Below are 16,538 nucleotides of genomic sequence, written 5' to 3'. Positions count from 1 at the left end.
GGGAGGCACGACCGGAACGGGGGACCGGTCGGGCCGCCCGCGTCCCCGTTCCCGGCCCGGCTCAGGGCCGCAGCCGCACCGGCACCTCCTGCCAGCCGAACGCGATGAACGACGGCACCTGCCGCAACTCGTCGGCGTCCACGGCGAGGCGTACGTCCGGGAAGCGGTCGAAGAACGCGGTCAGGGCGGTCAGGGCCTCCACCCGGGCGAGCGGTGCGCCGATGCACCGGTGCACGCCGATGCCGAACGCCAGGTGGTCGTCCGCCCCGCGTGCCGCGTCGAAGACGGCCGCGTCCGGACCGTAGTGCGCCGGGTCGAGACCTGCGGCCGCGTAGGTCGTGATGACGGCGTCACCGGCGGGGATCGTGACGCCGTCGACCGTGATGTCCTCGACGGCGTAACGCAGCGGCAGCGAGGCGATGGACGGGTGGACTCGCAGTGTCTCGTCGACGACCGCGTCCCAGCCGACCTTCCCGGACCGCACCGCCGCCAACTGCTCCGGCTGCCGGAGGAGGGCGACCACCGCGTTGCAGATCAGGTTGACGGTGGTCTCGAACCCGGCCCCGATGACCAGCAGCAGCGTGTACAGCAGCTCCTCGTCGTCGAGCCGGTCGCCGTCCTCGTCGCGCACCCGGATCAGCTCGGTGGTCAGGTCGTCCCCGGGATGCTCGGTGCGGTGCGCGATCAGCGCGGGCAGCACCGTGCCGATCTGCCGCTGCACGGACTCCGCGTGCGCCGGGGTCGGGTCGGAGGTGTCCATGATGGCGGCGATCATCCGCCCGGTGTCGTCCGTCAACTCATCGGGCACACCGAACAGTTCGCAGATCATCCGCATCGGCAGCGGGTACCCCAGCAGCGCGCGTACGTCGACCGCCTCACCGTCCGCGCCGGCCTCCGCCAGCGTGTCGAGCAGCTCGGCGGTGATCGCCTCGACCCGGGACCGCATCGCCTCGGTGCGCCGTTGCGTGAAGCTCGGCGCGACCAGTTTGCGCAGCCGCGCGTGGTCGACGCCGTACGTGTTGAGCATGTTGATCACGCCGACCCAGGCCAGGATCCAGCCCCAGGACGGGTGTTCGCCGATCTCGGGCCACAACTTCCAGTGCTGCCGGGGGTCCTTGCTCACCCGCGGATCGAGGATCAGTTCCTTGAGGGTGTCGTAACCGGTCGGCGCCCAGGCCGGGATGCCGCCCGGCAGCTCGACGGGCACGATCGGGCCGAGCGAGCGCAGCCGCTCGATCTCGGCGGGGATGTCGGTGCCTAACGGGTCGAGGGCGATGCGGTCGGTCACGGTCATGAAGGATCTCCAGGCTGGTCGGGGGAGCGGGGAGTGAACCGGACGGGCAGCGCGGTGAGCGAGCGGTGGAACGGGCCCGGCCGCCAGGTGAGTCGCTCGCGCGGCAGGACCGGCTCCAGGTCGGGCAGCCACTGGGTGAGCCGCTCGATCGACTCCGTGGCGATGAGCAGCGTGTGCTGCTTGACCGGACAGGTGTGCGGGCCCGCCGACCACGACAGATGGGAGGCGTCCTTGGGATGCCGGCCGGTGGTGACCTCCTGCTCGGCGAAGTGCGCGAGCGCGCCGTACGAGATCACCACCGGGACGGCCGCGCGGATCCACGCTCCGTGGAAGGTCAGGGGCTGACGGGCGTAGTGGACGCCGTAGTTGGCGAGCGGTGTCTCGTGGTGCAGCACCTCGACGACCGCGTCCATCACGGTGCGGGCACCGCCGGTGAGTGTGGAGTAGTACAGCGAGTGGCCCAGGATGCGGGAGAGCGCGTTGGACACCAGGTTCGCGGTCGGCTCGTGCCCGGCGCCGAGGGTGAGGAACACCTGCCAGGCGACCTCCTCCGGGGTGAGCCCGGCCGGGTGGTCCAGCAGCCAGCTCGGCAGATCGTCGCCGCGCGACGCGGCCTTCGTCTCGATCAGTTCCAGCACGTAGCCGCCGAACTCGGCCTCGCCCGCGGCCGCTTGGTCCCCGCCCTCCATCATCTTGCCCAACGCGGCGTTGAGCCGGTCGCTCTGACTGTCCGGCAGTCCGAAGAGACTGTTGAACACCAGCGCCATCAGCGGCCGGGCGAACTCGCCCACCAGATCGGCCTCGCCGCGCGGCCCGATCCGGTTCACCAGCAGCCGCACCGCGCGGTGCACCAGCGCCCGCAGGTCGTGCGGCTCGATCCGGTCGAAGGTGTCGATCAGCGAGGAGCGGTAGCGGACGTGTGCCGCGCCGTCGGCGAACAGCGTGTTGGGCCGCCAGCGCATCATGCCGAGCACTGGTGAATCGTCCGCGACCGTCGACTCCCAGGCCCGTGGGTCGTGCGAGAACGTCTCCTCGTCGTGCAGCAGGTCCAGTGCGGCCCGCCGGTCCGTCACGACGTACGCGGGCACGCCCGGTGCCAACTCGGCCCAGCCGACCGGGCCTTGTGCGCGCAGGGTGTCGTAGTAGCGGTACGGGTCGAGGGCGAAGCCGTCCTCCCACAGGCGCACCGGCGCCGAGAGGTCGAAGTCCTGCTGGCCGGGGGGATAGGTGGTCACCGGTGCTCCGAGGGGTCGCGGTCGATGAGGTGATGGACCAGGGCGAGCAGCGCGTCGAGGGACGAGCCGGCGTCACGCGCGTCGCACGTCACCATCGGCGTCGCCGGATCCAGGTCGAGCGCGGCCCGCAACTGCGCGTCCGTGTAATGGCGGGGCGAGTCGGGAAAGGCGTTGAAGGCGACCGCGTACGGCAGTCCGGACTCCTCCATCAGGCCCAGCACGTCGAACGACGCGTCGATCCGCCGGCTGTCGACCAGCACGAGCGCACCCAGCGCCCCGTACGCGATGTCGTCCCACAGCGCCCGGAACCGCTCCTGCCCGGGCGTGCCGAACAGGTACAGCACGACCCCGTCCGGCATGCTGATCCGCCCGAAGTCGACGGCGACCGTGGTGCTCGTCTTCTCCCGCACCCCGTCCAGGTCGTCCACCTGCGCGGATGCCTCGGTCAGCTGCTCCTCGGTGTGCAGTGGTCGGATCTCGGACACCGAGTCGATCAGGGTCGTCTTGCCCACCCCGAAGGGACCCGTGATCAGGATCTTCACCAACTCGCGGGCGGTTTCGGGGAGATGGACGTCACTGGTGCTTGAGGGCGCGGAGGCCATCGGCCACTCTCTTCAGCAGGTCGGGGTCGAAGCGGTCGGCCGCCGGGATCGGTGCGCGGGACAGCAGCAGGCCCCGGTCGATCAGATCCGCGGCCAGCACCCGCACCGCGGAGACCGGCAGCCGCAGCAGGGCCGCGACCTCCACCACGGTCAGCGAGCCGCCGGCCATGACGTCCAGCAGGGCGAGCCCGGCCGCGGGCAGTTCGGGCGGTGCGGACGGGCCTGCGGCGGTGAGCATCGACAGCCGCTCCAGATGCGAGCGGCTGGGCCGGGCCACACCGCCGGTCGACAGATACGCGGGGACCAGGGGACGGCCGCCACGGCGGCCCGTCATGCCGGCGCGCCGCCGTCGGTCCCTCGGGGCACCGCGGCCATCGCCTTCTCACCCAGCTTCGCCACCTGCGAGTGCACCCGGTGCGCCAGCAGATCCAGGCGCACCTCGCCGTCCCCGTACGCGGCCACACAGGTGCCGTGGTCCGTGGGCACGATCAGCACGTACCCGAGGTCCGTCTCGATCACCACCTGCCGTACCTCGGCCCGGTCCTGGTCGGCGAAGGCCGCCGCCGCGGTACGGGCCGCTCCCTGCACGGTGCTGGTGATCGCCGCCACCCGCTCGGCCGAGGCCTGCGACAGCGCGTCCGTGTAGCCGGACACCAGCCCGTCCTGGGTCAGCAGCACGGCGGCCACCACGTGCGGTACCTGCAGGATCGGATCGAGCACCCACGCGTGCTCGCCGGCTTGGCGGCTGGTCATCTGGCCGCTCCCCCTTCGAAATCGGTCTGGTCGATGTCGTCCTCGGCCCGCGCCGCCGCGGTACCGGACTGCAGTGCCCCGAGCGCCGCGGCCGAGTCCGCCGGCCGCCGCACCGGCTGTCTCTTCGGAGCGTCCGCCCCCTCGCCGGTCGCCCGCGCCCGGCGCCGGCGCTGCGGCAACTCGCCCGGAACACCCGGGTCTTGATGCCCTGGTACGGCGGTGGAGGCGCCGTCGTCCCCCTCGGCGCCGAACCCGTGCGAGGCGTCGGACACCACCCGCCCGCCGCCGGCCGGCTTGCGCGTCGAGCGCGGCGCACTGGCCGCCGGCGGCCGTTCGGCCGGGTCGACATGGCTCAGCAGATGGCTCTCGACCCGCAGCACCGCGCGCACGCCCCCGTACGCGGAGGGCGAGGACACGTCGACGCCCAGGTCGAACTGCCGGGTCAGCTGGCCGATCGCGGCGAATCCCATACGGGGCGGATCGCCGAGGTCGGTGAGCAGGACGGGCTCGGATCCGGCCACCAACCGCTGGGCGCGGGCGCGTTCGTCCTGTGTCATGCCGACGCCCGCGTCGTCGACGGTGACGCAGACGCCGTGGTGCACGTGCTCCAGGTTGACCACGACGTCGGTGTCCGGCGCGGAGTGCCGGAGCGCGTTGTCCAGCAGCTCGGCGACGATGATCGCGACCGGTTCCACCGCGTGCGACACCAACGCGGTGCCCGCTTCAAGGTGGTTGTTGACGCGCACCCGGTGGTAGCCCGAGAGCCGGGCCTGACCGCCGGTCACCGCGTCCACCAGGTGCGACTCCTCGCGGGCCAGCCCCACCCACGCCCCGCACACCACCGCGGCCACCTGGGCGCGCCGCAGCGACTGCTCGTTCTCGTGGTCGAGCTGGAAGAGGGTCTGCGTCAACTCCGGGTCGTCGTAGTCCTGTTGCAGCTTCCGCAGCGCGTCCTGGAGCCGGTACAGGGCGGCCTGGATCTCCCGGGTGGCGCCCCGCATCCCGGCCTGCGCCGCCGCGTCGATCCGGGTGCGCTGGGCGGCCAGCTCGGCGCGCAGCGACCGCAGGACGCTCTCCAGGCCGATGCCGAGCGGCGAGGCGGTGGTCCGCGGTTGCAGGGGTCCGGGCACCAGCACGTTCGGATGCGTCAGCTGCCGGGCCGCAGCTGGCACGCGCTGCGCCGCGAGGTGCTCGACCTCGGCGGTGAACGTCTGGAGTACGGCGTCGAGTTGGCCGCGCAACCGGGCGGTCTCCGCGCGTTGCGCGGCCAGTCGACGGCGTGAGCGCAGCAGTCCGCCGCCGAGGGCCAGCGCGGACAGCGTGCCGAGGGCGAGACCGCCTGCGGCCAGGTCCGGTAATTCGATCATCGAATCGGTTCCAGGGGGAAGTCGGGCAGGGGTGAGTCCGCGTCCCCTCGGGGAGGCATGCGCAGCACAGTACACACAGTCATCGATCGATCTCGCACGGTTGAGCGAGTCTTCGCTTCGAAGTTTCCCGACCCTGTTCACTTCTGTGTGAACTGTCTGAATTGCCGTGTGGGCAGCGTCAGTTGCGGCCCCCGTGTCCCTCCATGACCTCCACGAGCCGCCCGAGCGCCCGCAGAACCTGCTCCCGGTCCTCGCCGAGTCCCTTCAGCAACGCGACCTCGGCGGCGAGTTGGCGCGGAAAGAACGCGTCGACGGCCTGCGCGCCGGCCGGCGTGATGGTGACCAGGGCGGCGCGTCGGTCGGCCGGGTTGGGGGTGCGGGCGATGAAACCGCGCTTCTCCAGCTTCGCGAGGGTCTTGCTGACACCGGCGCGCGAGAGACCGAGGCCGTCGGCCAGACCGCGGGCGATCATCGGATCCTTCGCGTGCCGGAGCGGGATGAGCATGTCGACCTCCGGCGCGGTGAGCGGGGCGCCGGCGTAGAGGGGTTCGACGGCATGGGCGAGCAGGCCCGTGACGTGTTTGAGCAGGCCCACCAGTTCCATGGGGGAGGTGTCGAGCTCGGGGTGGTGTTCGGCCCACTGGGCGCGGATCTCGGCGGGGGTGGAGGGCATGCGGCTCGTGTTCTCGCTTCCGGGCTGTCGCGATTATTTGTTAACCAGTGAATCATCGGCTACCTTTTCTCCATGGTATCGCCGTCCCCCTCCTCTGGCGCCTCCTCACGCGTCCCCGTCGCAGTCCCTTCCCCGCCGGACTCCGATCCGTCCCGGCGATCCGCGATCACGCTGGTCGTGGTCCTGAGCGCGCTGACCGCGGTGGCCCCGCTCGCCATCGACATGTACGTCCCGGGTTTCCCCGCCATGGGGGACTCGCTCGGGGCGAGCAGCTCCGCCGTGCAGCTGACCATGACCGCCTTCCTCGCCGGACTCGTCGTGGGCCAGCTCCTGATCGGCCCGATCAGTGACGGACTGGGCCGCCGCAGACTCCTGACCGGTGGCGCGATCGCCTTCATAGTCTTCTCCCTCGCCTGCGCCGTGGCACCGAACATCGCCGTACTGACCGGCGCCCGCTTCCTCCAGGGCGTGGCCGGCGCGGCGGGCATGGTGCTGGCCCGAGCCGTCCTCACCGACCGCTTCCACGGGCCCGAACTGCCCCGCTACTTCGCCGTGCTGTCCCAGATCATGGGTGTCGCCCCGATCGCCGCACCCGTACTCGGCGGAGCGCTGCTGGCCGTGTCCACGTGGCGTGCGGTGTTCGTCGCCCTCGCCGTCCTGGGCGTCCTGCTGGTGTTCGGCGTGGTGCGCGGTGTCCCGGAGTCTCTGGCGCCCGAGCGACGGCACCGCGGCGGCGTGCCGAGCACCTTCCGCGCGATGGGGACCCTGCTGGCCGACCGTACGTTCATGGGGTACGTCCTCGTCCTGGCGATGACCTCGGCGGCGCTGTTCGCCTACGTCAGCGGCTCCAGCTTCGTCTTCGAGAACCTGCACGGCGTCTCCTCGACGACGTACTCCCTCATCTTCGCGAGCAACGCCGTCGGCATGCTGATCTCGGGTGCCGCCTTCTCCCAACTCGCCTCGCGTGTCGGCCTGAACGCGCTGCTCTGCGCGGGCGTGGCCATCGCGGCCCTCGGTGCCGTGGCCCAGGTGCTGCTGGTGTCGACCGCGGGAGAGACCCTGGCGGGCACCTGGGCCACGCTGTTCGTCACCGTCCTCGGCATCGGCCTGGTCATTCCCTCGACGATGGCCATCGGCCAGACCCTCGGCCGCGGCGCGCCCGGCGCCGCCTCCGCGCTCCTCGGCGGCTTCCAGTTCTTCTTCGGCGCCCTGGCTTCACCTCTGGTCGGTCTCTTCGGAGAGGACAGTTCCCTGCCCATGGCCGTCATCATGCTGATCGCCGCCGGTGCGGCCGGAGTCGCGCTGATACTGCTCGCCCGGCCGTGGCTGGGACACGGGGAGCCCACGGCGGTGAAGCCGGGGAGGGGTGGCCGTTCCGCGTCCCCGTCCGGGCGGGCGACTTAGGGTTCGACCACCGGGGCGTGGACGTAGTCCTTCCACAGGCCCACAGCCGCGCTGACGTTGCCCGGCTGTAGATAGTTGCGGGTGAGCGCAGACTTGAGTCTCCTCCAGGGGGAGACAGGAGGGTGGGCTCATGGACGGCGGCACCCTGTACTCGATCGGTGAACTGGCCCGGCGCACCGGGCTGACGGTCAAGACGATCCGGTTCTATTCCGATCGCGGCATCGTGACGCCTGCCGACCGCACTCACGCCGGCTACCGGCGCTACGCACCAGAGGCCGTCGCCCGCCTTGCCCTCGTGCGGACACTTCGAGAACTGGGGCTCGGCCTCGACATGATCCGGCAAGTCGTGGACCAGGAACTCACGCTCGGCGAAGTCGCCGCGGAGCACGCCGCCGCACTGGACGTACAGATCAGCATCCTGCGTCTGCGACGGGCGGTGCTGACGGCCGCCGCCGAACGCGAGCCCACCCCCGAGGAGATGGAACTCATGCACCAACTGGCCACGCTGTCCGAGGCCGAACGCCGACGCCTGATCGACGACTTCCTCGACAGCGTCTTCGACGGCCCGCGCAGCGACTCCCGCTTTGCCGCAGCTCGGCGCTCTATGACACCCGAACTGCCCGACAACCCCACGGACGAGCAGGTCAGGGCATGGGTGGAGCTGGCCGAACTCTCCCTGGACCCGGACTTCCGAGCCACTGTGCGGCGCCTGACCGAAGACCATGCGGCCGACCTGCCCGACGGCTTCCCGGCACCACCGCGCCCGGACGTGGTCGCCGTCACCCGTGATCTCGTCGGACCGGTTGTGGCGTCCGGCATCAGCCCGGATTCGCCTCAGGCCGATCCGGTCGTCACGGCGCTCACCGCTCAATGCGCGCTCGCCCACGGCCGCCCCGAGGGCCCCACACCGCACAGGTGGCTGCTGCACCGTCTGGAAGCCGCGAGCGATCCGCGCAGAGACCGCTACCTCCAACTGCTCGCCCTGATCAACGGCTGGCCGGCGCCGGACCCCCTCGCCCCGGTGATCGACTGGTCCGTCACGGCTCTGCGCGCACGGGCGGCGCGATGACGCAACAGCCTCACCGTCCCGCACAGTCGAACGAGGCACTCAACGCCGCTACGGCCCCATATCCTCGTCCGATGGACAAGACCGGCGCACGACTGGAGGCAGACGCCACACCGTCAGCCTCGGCTCTCATCCTGCGTCCCTGGAGCCTGGCGGATGCCGCCGAACTGGTTGAGCTGTATCGCGATGACGTCCTGCGCCGCTGGACGAGCTCGGCCGTGCACGACGAGGCGAGCGCCGCGCGGTGGGTTCAGGAGCAGCAACGGGGGCGGGAGACGGGGGACCGCTTCGGATTCGCCATCGTGGAATCCCAAGCTACGGGTCATGAGGGGCAGTTGGCGGGTCACGTGGTCCTCAAGAACGTCACTCCGGGTGGTTCGTCCGCCGAGGTCGGCTACTGGACCGCGGCGCATGCGCGCGGCCGGGGAGTGGCGCCCAGAGCACTGCGGGCGCTCACGGACTGGGCCTTCACCGCCTTCCCCGGTGACGGACTGACGCGCCTCGAACTCCTGCACCAGTTGGACAACGCGGCGTCATGCCGCGTCGCCCAGAAGAGCCGGTACGAACTGACCACGCTCCTGCCCGCGGCACCGCCGGCGTACCCCCTTGCCGGTCACGTACACGTACGGACGCGTGAACTCTGACCGCTCCAGCGGGTGTTGGAGCCTCAGACGCTGCTTCTCACGCGGCCGGCGCGTCCAACGGTCGCAGTTCGTCCGCGTACGAGACGGAGATGCGGCGCATCAGACCGTCCTCGGTGATGTCGTACTGGCCAAGACGCCACAGCGGCGGCGAGTACGCGTGGATGGAGACCGCGTCGTCGGTCGCCCCGGTGAGGCGGTGGATGTGCTCGGGGCCGAAGCAGAAGGACTGGCCCGCGGGGACGGTGACGGACAGATGGGTGCCGCCGATGCGCGGGTTGGACTCGTTCAGTGCGCCCTGGACGACACCGACGGCGCCGGAGGAGATGTCGTGGTCGTGCCAGCCGGTGTCGTTCTGCCTGGTCCAGCACAGCAGCCAGACGTCGACGTACTCGTCGCGGTACAGGGAGGCGTAGTGGCGCTGTTCGTCGGAGAACGCGACCTGTTCGCGCCACAGGTCGGGCCGCGCGGCGAGTTCGTCCACGAGCGCCTGGAGTTCGCGCTTGTCGAGTGAGCGGTCGGGCAGTGCGTCGTACGTCATCGGGTGGCTCCCTTCAGGAGGCGGGCGGGGTTGACGGTGCGCACGGCGTGGGCGGCGGCGTCCGCACCGAGGTCGGCAGGGGTGGCGTAGGGGCGGTCGCTGCCGGCGACGAGCACGTCGATACCGACGGTCCGCACGAGCGCGTCCACCGCGCGCGTGCCGTACGACGAGGTCTCGTAGAACGCGTCGAAGTCCACCTCGCCGCGCCCGCCCCCGCGGGCCGCGAACCGTTCGCCGTGCAGCGGCGCCAGACCGGCGAGCGCGGCGAAACAGACACGCAGACGCGGGTGACGCGCGCGGCCGAAGGCCCGGAAGGCGAACCAGGACGCGTGCATCTGCTGGAGATAGGGGACGAGCGCGGCCCACCACGGGGGAGCGCCGGGCGCCGGCGGGGCGACTCCGGGGTGCACGAAGAGCGGCTTGTCGTGGCGGGTGAGGACGTCCAGGAGCGGCGCGCAGCTCTGCCAGCCGGCCTCGTCCAGCAGCGCGGTGGCGGGGAGTTGGAGTCCCACGCAGCCGCGCCGGAGCTCGCGCTCGACCGCTTCCGGTTCCGGCGCCGACAGGCAGACCGAGGCCCAGGCACCGAACGGCGGCGGAAGCGCGAGCGCGCCGTCGTGGAACGCCGTCAGCAGCGGTGCGGCCTCGGCGGGCGGCAGGTACTCGATGCCGAGCGGACCGGAGAGCGACACCAGGGCCAGGTCGAGACCGTCGGCGGCGGCGAGGCGGGTGCGGGCCGCGAGGTCGTGGTCCGCCGGGTCGACCTCGTACGGCGGCTCGCCCGTCAGGCGCAGGGTCCAGCCGTCGAGGTACGGGTGTGACGTGCGGGCGCGGAGCAGTTCGGTGAACTCGGGGGGCCAGAAGTGCTGGTGGACGTCGGTGGGCACGGGGAGGTCCTTGTGAGCGCGGCGTGGGCGGGGCTCGGTCGGTAGGTAGTTAAGCGCTTCACTGATGCGGTTAAGTTAAGCGATTAACAAGAGTGTGTGTCAAGGGCACCGGTAGCCGCGCGGGCGCGGCGGCGGGACCGGGCGGAACGGCCCCGGTAGGCTTCCGTACATGGCCAGGCCCGCAAAGCGCACCACCCTCCGGGAGGTGGCCGAGGCCACCGGTCTCTCCACCGCCGCCGTCTCCTATGCCCTGCGCGGCAAACAGGTCTCCAAGGAGACGGAGGAACGGGTCCGCAGGGCGGCCGCCGAACTCGGCTACGAGGCCGACCCCATCGCCCGCGCCCTGGCGAGCGGCCGCACCAGCATGGTCGGCGTGCTCGCGGGCGACCTCAGCGACCTGTGGCAGCAGCAGCTGATGGCGGCCATCGGCCGGGAGCTGCTGGCCTGCGACCGCTACGCGCTGACCGTCGACGCGGGCGGCGACCCCCACCGCGAACTGGCACTCGCCAAGCAACTGCGCGACCAGCGCGTCGACGCGCTGCTCGTGTCGCCGGTCGACCCCTCGGCGGAGGAATGGGCCGCGCTCGCCGAGGCCCTCCCCGTGGTGGCCGTCGGCGACTCCCTCCAGAAGGCCCGCACGGCCGGGCAGGTCATCTTCGACAACCGCGCCGGCATCGACGCCGTCCTGGAGTACCTGCACGGACTCGGCCACCGCCGGGTCACCGTGCTGACCCCGACCCGCCCCAGCACCCCCGACCGGCCCGCCGACGTCTACGTCTCCGAAGCGGCCGAGCGCCTCGGCCTGCACACCGAACTCGTCCCCTGTCCACAGGAGTTGGGCGAGGCGACAGCGGTGGCGCGCCGGGTCCTCGAGGGCCCGCGGCCCGCGACCGCCGTCTTCTGCTTCTCCGACTCCCTGGCCTACGGGGTCTACGCCGCCGCGGCCGAGGTCTCGCTGGAGGTCGGGCGGGACGTCTCCGTCGTCGGCTTCGACGACCACCCCGTGTCCCGGGTGCTCACCCCGCCGCTGACCACCGTCGGCTGGGGACAGGCCGGCATCGCCGCGGAGGCGGCCCGGTTGACGGTCGCGGCGATCGAAGGGAAACGGGTGCGGCGGAAGCGGATCCTGTGCGCGCCGGTGATGAGCGAACGAGGGTCGGCGGTACGGATCTAGGGGCCCGTCCGGCTCGCCCACCGCGGATCCAACGCACCCCGGTGGACTCGCCCACAGGCACGCACGGTTGGATGGCGCGCGTAACGGAATACCCGGCTCACCTCTTACGCGATCCACGGCTCACCTCCTGCCGAGCCGTGAGTGACCCCACTGCTCCGCATCTCCGCCGACCCCACCGCTTCCAGGAGACCCGCATGCCGCAACTCGAAGTCGACGGCGCAGCCCTGACGTACGACGACGAAGGTCTCCGCGAGGGCGACGGGGTGCCCTTGGTGTTCGTGCACGGCTGGACGGCCGACCGGCATCGCTGGGACCACCAGTTCGCGCATTTCGCCGGGCAGCGGCGGGTCGTACGGCTGGACCTGCGCGGCCATGGCGAGAGCACGGGCGCGGGAGTGCGGACCGTGCGGGAGTTGGCGCGGGACGTCCTGGCCCTCCTCGACCACCTGGAGATCGACCGGTGCGTCCTGATCGGCCACTCCATGGGCGGCATGATCGCCCAGACCATCGCCCTCGACCACGCCGAGCGGGTCGAGCGCCTGGTGCTGGTCGACTCGATCAGCCGCATGACGTACAGCTGGGCCCGGGGTCTGCTGATGGGTGTGTCGACACTCCTGCCGTTCAAGCTGTTCGTCGCCGCGAACATCCAGCGGGCCTTCGCCCCGGGCTACCCGCGTGAGGAGATCCGCAAGTACATCGCGGCCTCCGAGGCCACGCCCAAGGAAGTGGTGATGACGCTGTACGGCGCCATGCGCGCCTTCGACGTCCTCGACCGGCTCGGTGAGATCCAGGCGCCCACTCTGATCGTGCACGGCTACCACGACATCCAACTGCCGTTGCCGCAGATGCTCCGGATGGCCAAGGGTATCCCGGACGCGCTCGTCCGCATCATCGACGCCGGCCACGAACTGCCGGTGGAGAAGCCCGCGGAGCTGACCGCCGCCCTCGACGCCTTCCTCGGCGACCGGGTCTGAGACGACGTCCGTCCGGCCACGCCCACCGCACCACGGACGGGTCATTACCGCCCGATCGGCCGTGCCGGTGTTGGGATGGTCACGGTGGAAGGGGATGGTGTTGGACGGTGACCGGATGGCCGGGCCCGGAGCGGAAGAGGCGGATCGTTTCGCCCTCGCGCAGCGGGCCGTCGGTGTGATCGGAACGACGCTCGACGAGCGCAGGACGGCGGCGGAGTGCGCGGGGTTCCTCGTCGAGGAACTGTGCGACGCCGCGGCCGTGGACCTCTTCCCCGACGAGTTCAGGGAGCCGTTCGCGGACAAGCCCACGCGGGACGAGTACCGGCGGGCCGACCGTGGCGCCCTGCGCGCCGCCGCGTCGGCGGGCCGTCGCGTCCTCCTGGACAACCTCCAGCACGTGCCGCGCGGCGACATCCTGGTCCGGACGCTGGACGCGGGCCGCCCCATCACGGCTTCCTTCACCCCCGACGACCAGGAACCCGTGGCCGCCCTGTCCGTCCCGCTCCTGGCCGGGGAACGGGCCTACGGCGCACTCCTCGCGGTCCGCACCGGCCCGGCCTTCGACGACGACGAGGCCGCCGCGATCCACTACACGGCCCGTCTGACCGCCGCCCACCTGCACCACGCGGCGGAACACCGCCGGCTGCGGGACACGGCGTTCAACCTCCAGGAGGTCCTGCTCGCCGAACCCAGCCGCCCCCACCCCAACCTGGACATGGCCACCCGCTACCTGCCGACCGGCAGCAACGCCGTGGTCGGCGGGGACTGGTTCGAGACCGTACGCCTGCACTACGGCCGCACGCTCCTGGTGATCGGCGACGTCATAGGGCACGGCCTGGACGCGGCGGTCGACATGAACGCCTACCGCTCGATGCTGCGCTACGTCGCCTCCACCGACCTGCCTCCGCACCGGATCCTGCGCCAGATGGACGCGGCCATGTCCAAGGACGGCAACCGCCGCCCCGCGACCTGTCTGCTCGCCCTGGTGGACCCCGCGCGCGGAACGGTCGCCTTCGCCACTGCGGGCCACCTGCCGCCCGCCGTCTTCCACCGCGACGGCACCGGCGAACTGATCCCCCTGCCCGTCGGCCCACCCCTCGGCACCGGCTTCGCCGACTACGAGACCACGAGCCTCGCACTCGCCCCCGACGACACCCTGGTGATGTTCACCGACGGACTCGTCGAACGCCGCGGCGAGGACATCGACGCCTCCCTGTCCCGCCTCGCCCACCTGCGCCTGCGCCCCGGCCAGGACGTGACCGCGGTCCTCGACGAGATCCTCACGCGCCTCGACGCGGACCGGGCGGACGACGACGTGGCCGTCATGACGGCCCGGCTGCTCCCTCGCCCGAGCTGAGGCCGCCGCAGGGCCGCTGTCAGACCCCGGCGCTACCGTCGGACCCATGAGAGCCACCGGAACCTTCACCGTCAAAGCGTTCACCCCCACCGAACTGAAGCCGGAACCGGACATCTCCACCGGACTCCCGGTGGGCGTCGCCACCTTGGAGAAGGACTACGAAGGTGACGTCACCGGCCGCTCGGCGACCTTGTTCACCGCCGCCTTCGACCAGGGCACCGGCGTCGGCACCTACGTGGCCATGGACTCCTTCGAGGGCACGCTCGACGGCAGGGACGGCGCCTTCAACTTCGTCCACTCGGCGACGACTTCGGGCACCGACCGCACCGCGGAGTTCTTCATGATCGTGCCGTCGAGCGGCACGGGAGAACTGACCGGGATCACCGGCGCGGGCGGCATGGCCGTCGACGCGGACGGCACGCATCGGATCTGGTTCGACTACGAGGTGGGCTGAGACACGGCGGCCGCGGACGGTCGGGCGAGTCACTCAGCGCCGGCCCCGTCCCCACCGCTTCCGCCACCCCACCGGGGACACGCGCTCGCGCTCGTATCCCGTATGGGTGAGGAACGCCTCGATCACCAACGCCGCGGCCCGATGGGGCGCCGCCGCCCTCAGCTCCGCGTCGTACCCGTCGGGCAACGGCGGTGCCACCAGGGCGACTTCGTCCCCGGACCGCAACCGCAGCAGCACGGCCCGCAGTCCCGCCGGATCACCCGGCACGGTACGCAGCCGCGCGTGCAGCCGGTCCTGCGAGGGGGCGTACAGGCGCACCCGGGCCAGCAGCGCACCGGACCTGAACTCCGCCCAGCGATCGAGTCCGAGACCGCGGAACGGCGGTTCCTGCCAAGGTCGTTGCGCGTCCAGGTGCGCCAGCAGCCGCCGCAGGAAGTCCCGGACGGACGGTTCGTCATGCGGCTGCCAGGACAGATCGTCCGCCCAGGTCGCCGCCGCCAGCGCCGCCTCGATGTCCGCGTACTGCTCGTCGGCGGTGAGGTCGTAGAAGGGCCGTTCCAGCATCATGCGCGCGATCCGCTCGACCTCGGCGTCGCTCAACTCCCTGCTGAACTGCACGCAGTAGAGGACCGCGACGACCACCCCGAGACGCATGCGCACAGTATGACCAAGCCAGGGCCGCCGGTCAGGAGGTGAGGGCGTCCAGGAGTTCCGCGCGCGAGGGGCCCGGCGGCATGAGGTCCTTCGACTCGGACACCAGGCGGGCGACGGCGTCGGTGAGCGCGGGGGCGCGCAGTTCCTCGTGCGCACCGGGTAGCAGGTGCGCCGCGGCCCGTTCGGCGCGCAGCGCGTCCGGGTCGCGCCGGGCGAGCCGTCCAAGGGCCCGGGCGCGGAGCCAGTCGGGGTGTTCGTAGGGCAGGCCGGCCGCGTGGGCGTCCATCTCGGCCAGCCGGTGCCGGGTGTAGGCGACGGTCTGCCAGTACGCCCGTCCCAGCCCGTCGTCGGTCGCCCTGCCGAACGCCGCCGTGAACTCCGCCGGATCGTCCGTGCCTGCCCGCTCGCGCAGCAGATCGCGCAGGATGACGCTGTGGTGCAGGCTCATCGCCAGGCCGCGCCCGACCGTCGGCACGGTCAGGGCCCAGGCGTCCCCGATCGCCACCAGCCCGGTCACGAGGGGCTGTTCGGCGTCGTACAGAGTCCGCCTGCGATGGGTGAGCCGGCCCATCGTCTGCACGCCGTCAGTGATGGGCCGCCCCTCCAGCCACACCCCCGCGCCCGGGAACAGCCGTACCGCCGCCGTCCAGGCACCCTCGTCGCGCAGCAGGTCGCGCAGTTCGTGGTCGTCGGTGCGGCTGATGAGGCCGAGCGAGTACGTGCCGTGGTCGGCCGGGATGCGCAGGAGACCGAGCGAGCCGTGCTCGACGAGCAGCGGGAACGTGTCGGCGGGCAGGGCGCCGTCGGGGGAGCGGAAGTAGCGGCTGTGGTACGTGAATCCGCGCTCGCCGGACTCCTCCAAGGTCCCCGGCACGCCGATCTCCCGCAGCCGGGCGGGGAGTCGGGACCTGCGCCCGGTGCAGTCGACGACCAGATCCGCCGGCATCCGGCCCGCGCTCGTCTCCACGCCGGTCACGTGCGGCACCCGCCCGCCCTCGGCAGCGCGCAGCCCGAGCCAGCTGACACCCCACCGGATCCGGATACCGGCCGCCGCCGCCGCGCGGAGAGCGGCGGACTCCAGGAGCGGACGCCGGGCGGCGAGGGTGTCGAACCGCGCGTCGTCCGCGCGCGGCCTGCCGCCCAGACCGGGCTCGGGCGCCACCACGTTCATCCGCACCGCGCCGGCCGCCGTCATCCGCTCCACCAGGTCCGGCAGCTGCGCCTCGGCCCGCTGAAGCCAACTGGCGAGCGGGAGATGGACGAGGCGCAGTTGGGGGATGCCGGGGCGCTCCCACCGCGACCACCCCGCCTCCGGGTCCGTCGGAGGTGGTTGCGGATCGCGTTCGAGGACGGTCACGTCATGGCCGTCCCGGGCCAGGAGCAGGGCTGTCTGGAGGCCGCCGAGGGCGGCGCCGAGTACGACGATCATCGACACGAGGACATCTCTTCCCGCGCGGGCAGAGCC

18 protein-coding genes are annotated in these 16,538 nt (G+C 71.9%); 7 read left to right on the top strand and 11 right to left on the bottom strand.

The genetic code is table 11. The features are described 5' to 3' along the window. Nucleotides 1-61 precede the first annotated feature (61 nt). From ACIP6U_RS31165 to ACIP6U_RS31135, 7 genes are all read right to left on the bottom strand, one after another. A complete protein-coding gene (locus tag ACIP6U_RS31165) occupies nucleotides 62-1,294 on the bottom strand; it encodes a cytochrome P450 (protein ID WP_401724658.1) in 1,233 nt (410 codons plus the stop codon). Then, on the bottom strand, nucleotides 1,291-2,529 hold the full coding sequence (locus ACIP6U_RS31160; protein ID WP_401724655.1) for a cytochrome P450: 1,239 nt from the start codon (nucleotides 2,527-2,529) through the stop codon (nucleotides 1,291-1,293). Before ACIP6U_RS31160 ends, ACIP6U_RS31165 begins: the two co-directional genes overlap by 4 nt. Beyond that, nucleotides 2,526-3,131, bottom strand: a complete 606-nt coding sequence (locus ACIP6U_RS31155; protein WP_401724652.1) for a GTP-binding protein — start codon at nucleotides 3,129-3,131, stop codon at nucleotides 2,526-2,528. The genes ACIP6U_RS31160 and ACIP6U_RS31155 overlap by 4 nt, the downstream gene beginning before the upstream one ends. Next, complete coding sequence (locus tag ACIP6U_RS31150) at nucleotides 3,103-3,465, bottom strand: DUF742 domain-containing protein (RefSeq protein ID WP_401724650.1); 363 nt, start codon at nucleotides 3,463-3,465, stop codon at nucleotides 3,103-3,105. Before ACIP6U_RS31150 ends, ACIP6U_RS31155 begins: the two co-directional genes overlap by 29 nt. Continuing rightward, on the bottom strand, nucleotides 3,462-3,884 hold the full coding sequence (locus tag ACIP6U_RS31145) for a roadblock/LC7 domain-containing protein (protein ID WP_401724647.1): 423 nt from the start codon (nucleotides 3,882-3,884) through the stop codon (nucleotides 3,462-3,464). Before ACIP6U_RS31145 ends, ACIP6U_RS31150 begins: the two co-directional genes overlap by 4 nt. Next, nucleotides 3,881-5,251: an ATP-binding protein gene (locus tag ACIP6U_RS31140; RefSeq protein ID WP_401724645.1), complete on the bottom strand. Its 1,371-nt coding sequence runs from the start codon at nucleotides 5,249-5,251 to the stop codon at nucleotides 3,881-3,883. The genes ACIP6U_RS31145 and ACIP6U_RS31140 overlap by 4 nt, the downstream gene beginning before the upstream one ends. A gap of 178 nt (nucleotides 5,252-5,429) precedes the next feature. Continuing rightward, complete coding sequence (locus ACIP6U_RS31135; RefSeq protein WP_401724642.1) at nucleotides 5,430-5,924, bottom strand: MarR family winged helix-turn-helix transcriptional regulator; 495 nt, start codon at nucleotides 5,922-5,924, stop codon at nucleotides 5,430-5,432. Between the two features lie 72 nt (nucleotides 5,925-5,996). Here ACIP6U_RS31135 and ACIP6U_RS31130 point away from each other — a divergent pair, with 72 nt between their 5' ends. The 3 genes from ACIP6U_RS31130 (at nucleotide 5,997) to ACIP6U_RS31120 (ending at nucleotide 9,038) form a co-directional block, all read left to right on the top strand. Continuing rightward, nucleotides 5,997-7,328, top strand: a complete 1,332-nt coding sequence (locus ACIP6U_RS31130; protein WP_401724639.1) for a multidrug effflux MFS transporter — start codon at nucleotides 5,997-5,999, stop codon at nucleotides 7,326-7,328. Between the two features lie 130 nt (nucleotides 7,329-7,458). Next, entirely contained in the window at nucleotides 7,459-8,397 is a 939-nt protein-coding gene (locus ACIP6U_RS31125) for a MerR family transcriptional regulator (protein WP_401724636.1), read from the top strand. A gap of 71 nt (nucleotides 8,398-8,468) precedes the next feature. Further along, on the top strand, nucleotides 8,469-9,038 hold the full coding sequence (locus ACIP6U_RS31120; RefSeq protein ID WP_401724634.1) for a GNAT family N-acetyltransferase: 570 nt from the start codon (nucleotides 8,469-8,471) through the stop codon (nucleotides 9,036-9,038). A gap of 37 nt (nucleotides 9,039-9,075) precedes the next feature. Here the strand turns inward: ACIP6U_RS31120 and ACIP6U_RS31115 are convergent, their stop codons facing one another. Further along, a complete protein-coding gene (locus ACIP6U_RS31115) occupies nucleotides 9,076-9,576 on the bottom strand; it encodes a cysteine dioxygenase (RefSeq protein WP_401724631.1) in 501 nt (166 codons plus the stop codon). After that, on the bottom strand, nucleotides 9,573-10,460 hold the full coding sequence (locus ACIP6U_RS31110; protein WP_401724628.1) for an amidohydrolase: 888 nt from the start codon (nucleotides 10,458-10,460) through the stop codon (nucleotides 9,573-9,575). The genes ACIP6U_RS31115 and ACIP6U_RS31110 overlap by 4 nt, the downstream gene beginning before the upstream one ends. A gap of 169 nt (nucleotides 10,461-10,629) precedes the next feature. Between ACIP6U_RS31110 and ACIP6U_RS31105 the strand changes: the two genes are divergently transcribed. The 4 genes from ACIP6U_RS31105 (at nucleotide 10,630) to ACIP6U_RS31090 (ending at nucleotide 14,419) form a co-directional block, all read left to right on the top strand. Beyond that, a complete protein-coding gene (locus ACIP6U_RS31105; RefSeq protein WP_401724626.1) occupies nucleotides 10,630-11,634 on the top strand; it encodes a LacI family DNA-binding transcriptional regulator in 1,005 nt (334 codons plus the stop codon). A gap of 194 nt (nucleotides 11,635-11,828) precedes the next feature. Further along, nucleotides 11,829-12,608: an alpha/beta fold hydrolase gene (locus ACIP6U_RS31100; protein ID WP_401724623.1), complete on the top strand. Its 780-nt coding sequence runs from the start codon at nucleotides 11,829-11,831 to the stop codon at nucleotides 12,606-12,608. Nucleotides 12,609-12,723: 115 nt separating this feature from the next. Next, entirely contained in the window at nucleotides 12,724-13,965 is a 1,242-nt protein-coding gene (locus ACIP6U_RS31095; protein ID WP_401724620.1) for a PP2C family protein-serine/threonine phosphatase, read from the top strand. Between the two features lie 46 nt (nucleotides 13,966-14,011). After that, nucleotides 14,012-14,419, top strand: a complete 408-nt coding sequence (locus ACIP6U_RS31090) for a DUF3224 domain-containing protein (protein WP_401724618.1) — start codon at nucleotides 14,012-14,014, stop codon at nucleotides 14,417-14,419. Between the two features lie 33 nt (nucleotides 14,420-14,452). On the opposite strand, the gene ACIP6U_RS31085 is transcribed toward ACIP6U_RS31090, so the two are convergent. Next, on the bottom strand, nucleotides 14,453-15,073 hold the full coding sequence (locus ACIP6U_RS31085; RefSeq protein WP_401724616.1) for a hypothetical protein: 621 nt from the start codon (nucleotides 15,071-15,073) through the stop codon (nucleotides 14,453-14,455). A 31-nt stretch (nucleotides 15,074-15,104) separates the two neighbouring features. Further along, entirely contained in the window at nucleotides 15,105-16,502 is a 1,398-nt protein-coding gene (locus ACIP6U_RS31080) for an FAD-dependent oxidoreductase (RefSeq protein WP_401724614.1), read from the bottom strand. Nucleotides 16,503-16,538 lie beyond the last annotated feature (36 nt).

The organism is Streptomyces sp. NPDC088794 (genome assembly GCF_044750545.1).
Lineage (GTDB): Bacteria > Actinomycetota > Actinomycetes > Streptomycetales > Streptomycetaceae > Streptomyces.
Note: the sequence above shows the minus strand (reverse complement) of the source record. Positions and strands in the feature narration are given on the sequence as shown.

Excerpts from the sequence above, each read along its gene's own strand:
- ACIP6U_RS31130 (WP_401724639.1), top strand. The coding sequence starts at position 5,997 with ATGGTATCGCCGTCCCCCTCCTCTGGCGCCTCCTCACGCGTCCCCGTC.
- ACIP6U_RS31145 (WP_401724647.1), bottom strand. The coding sequence starts at position 3,884 with ATGACCAGCCGCCAAGCCGGCGAGCACGCGTGGGTGCTCGATCCGATC.
- ACIP6U_RS31150 (WP_401724650.1), bottom strand. The coding sequence starts at position 3,465 with ATGACGGGCCGCCGTGGCGGCCGTCCCCTGGTCCCCGCGTATCTGTCG.
- ACIP6U_RS31095 (WP_401724620.1), top strand. The coding sequence starts at position 12,724 with ATGGCCGGGCCCGGAGCGGAAGAGGCGGATCGTTTCGCCCTCGCGCAG.
- ACIP6U_RS31120 (WP_401724634.1), top strand. The coding sequence starts at position 8,469 with ATGGACAAGACCGGCGCACGACTGGAGGCAGACGCCACACCGTCAGCC.
- ACIP6U_RS31100 (WP_401724623.1), top strand. The coding sequence starts at position 11,829 with ATGCCGCAACTCGAAGTCGACGGCGCAGCCCTGACGTACGACGACGAA.
- ACIP6U_RS31125 (WP_401724636.1), top strand. The coding sequence starts at position 7,459 with ATGGACGGCGGCACCCTGTACTCGATCGGTGAACTGGCCCGGCGCACC.
- ACIP6U_RS31135 (WP_401724642.1), bottom strand. The coding sequence starts at position 5,924 with ATGCCCTCCACCCCCGCCGAGATCCGCGCCCAGTGGGCCGAACACCAC.
- ACIP6U_RS31165 (WP_401724658.1), bottom strand. The coding sequence starts at position 1,294 with ATGACCGTGACCGACCGCATCGCCCTCGACCCGTTAGGCACCGACATC.
- ACIP6U_RS31080 (WP_401724614.1), bottom strand. The coding sequence starts at position 16,502 with ATGATCGTCGTACTCGGCGCCGCCCTCGGCGGCCTCCAGACAGCCCTG.
- ACIP6U_RS31140 (WP_401724645.1), bottom strand. The coding sequence starts at position 5,251 with ATGATCGAATTACCGGACCTGGCCGCAGGCGGTCTCGCCCTCGGCACG.
- ACIP6U_RS31105 (WP_401724626.1), top strand. The coding sequence starts at position 10,630 with ATGGCCAGGCCCGCAAAGCGCACCACCCTCCGGGAGGTGGCCGAGGCC.
- ACIP6U_RS31115 (WP_401724631.1), bottom strand. The coding sequence starts at position 9,576 with ATGACGTACGACGCACTGCCCGACCGCTCACTCGACAAGCGCGAACTC.
- ACIP6U_RS31085 (WP_401724616.1), bottom strand. The coding sequence starts at position 15,073 with ATGCGTCTCGGGGTGGTCGTCGCGGTCCTCTACTGCGTGCAGTTCAGC.
- ACIP6U_RS31155 (WP_401724652.1), bottom strand. The coding sequence starts at position 3,131 with ATGGCCTCCGCGCCCTCAAGCACCAGTGACGTCCATCTCCCCGAAACC.
- ACIP6U_RS31090 (WP_401724618.1), top strand. The coding sequence starts at position 14,012 with ATGAGAGCCACCGGAACCTTCACCGTCAAAGCGTTCACCCCCACCGAA.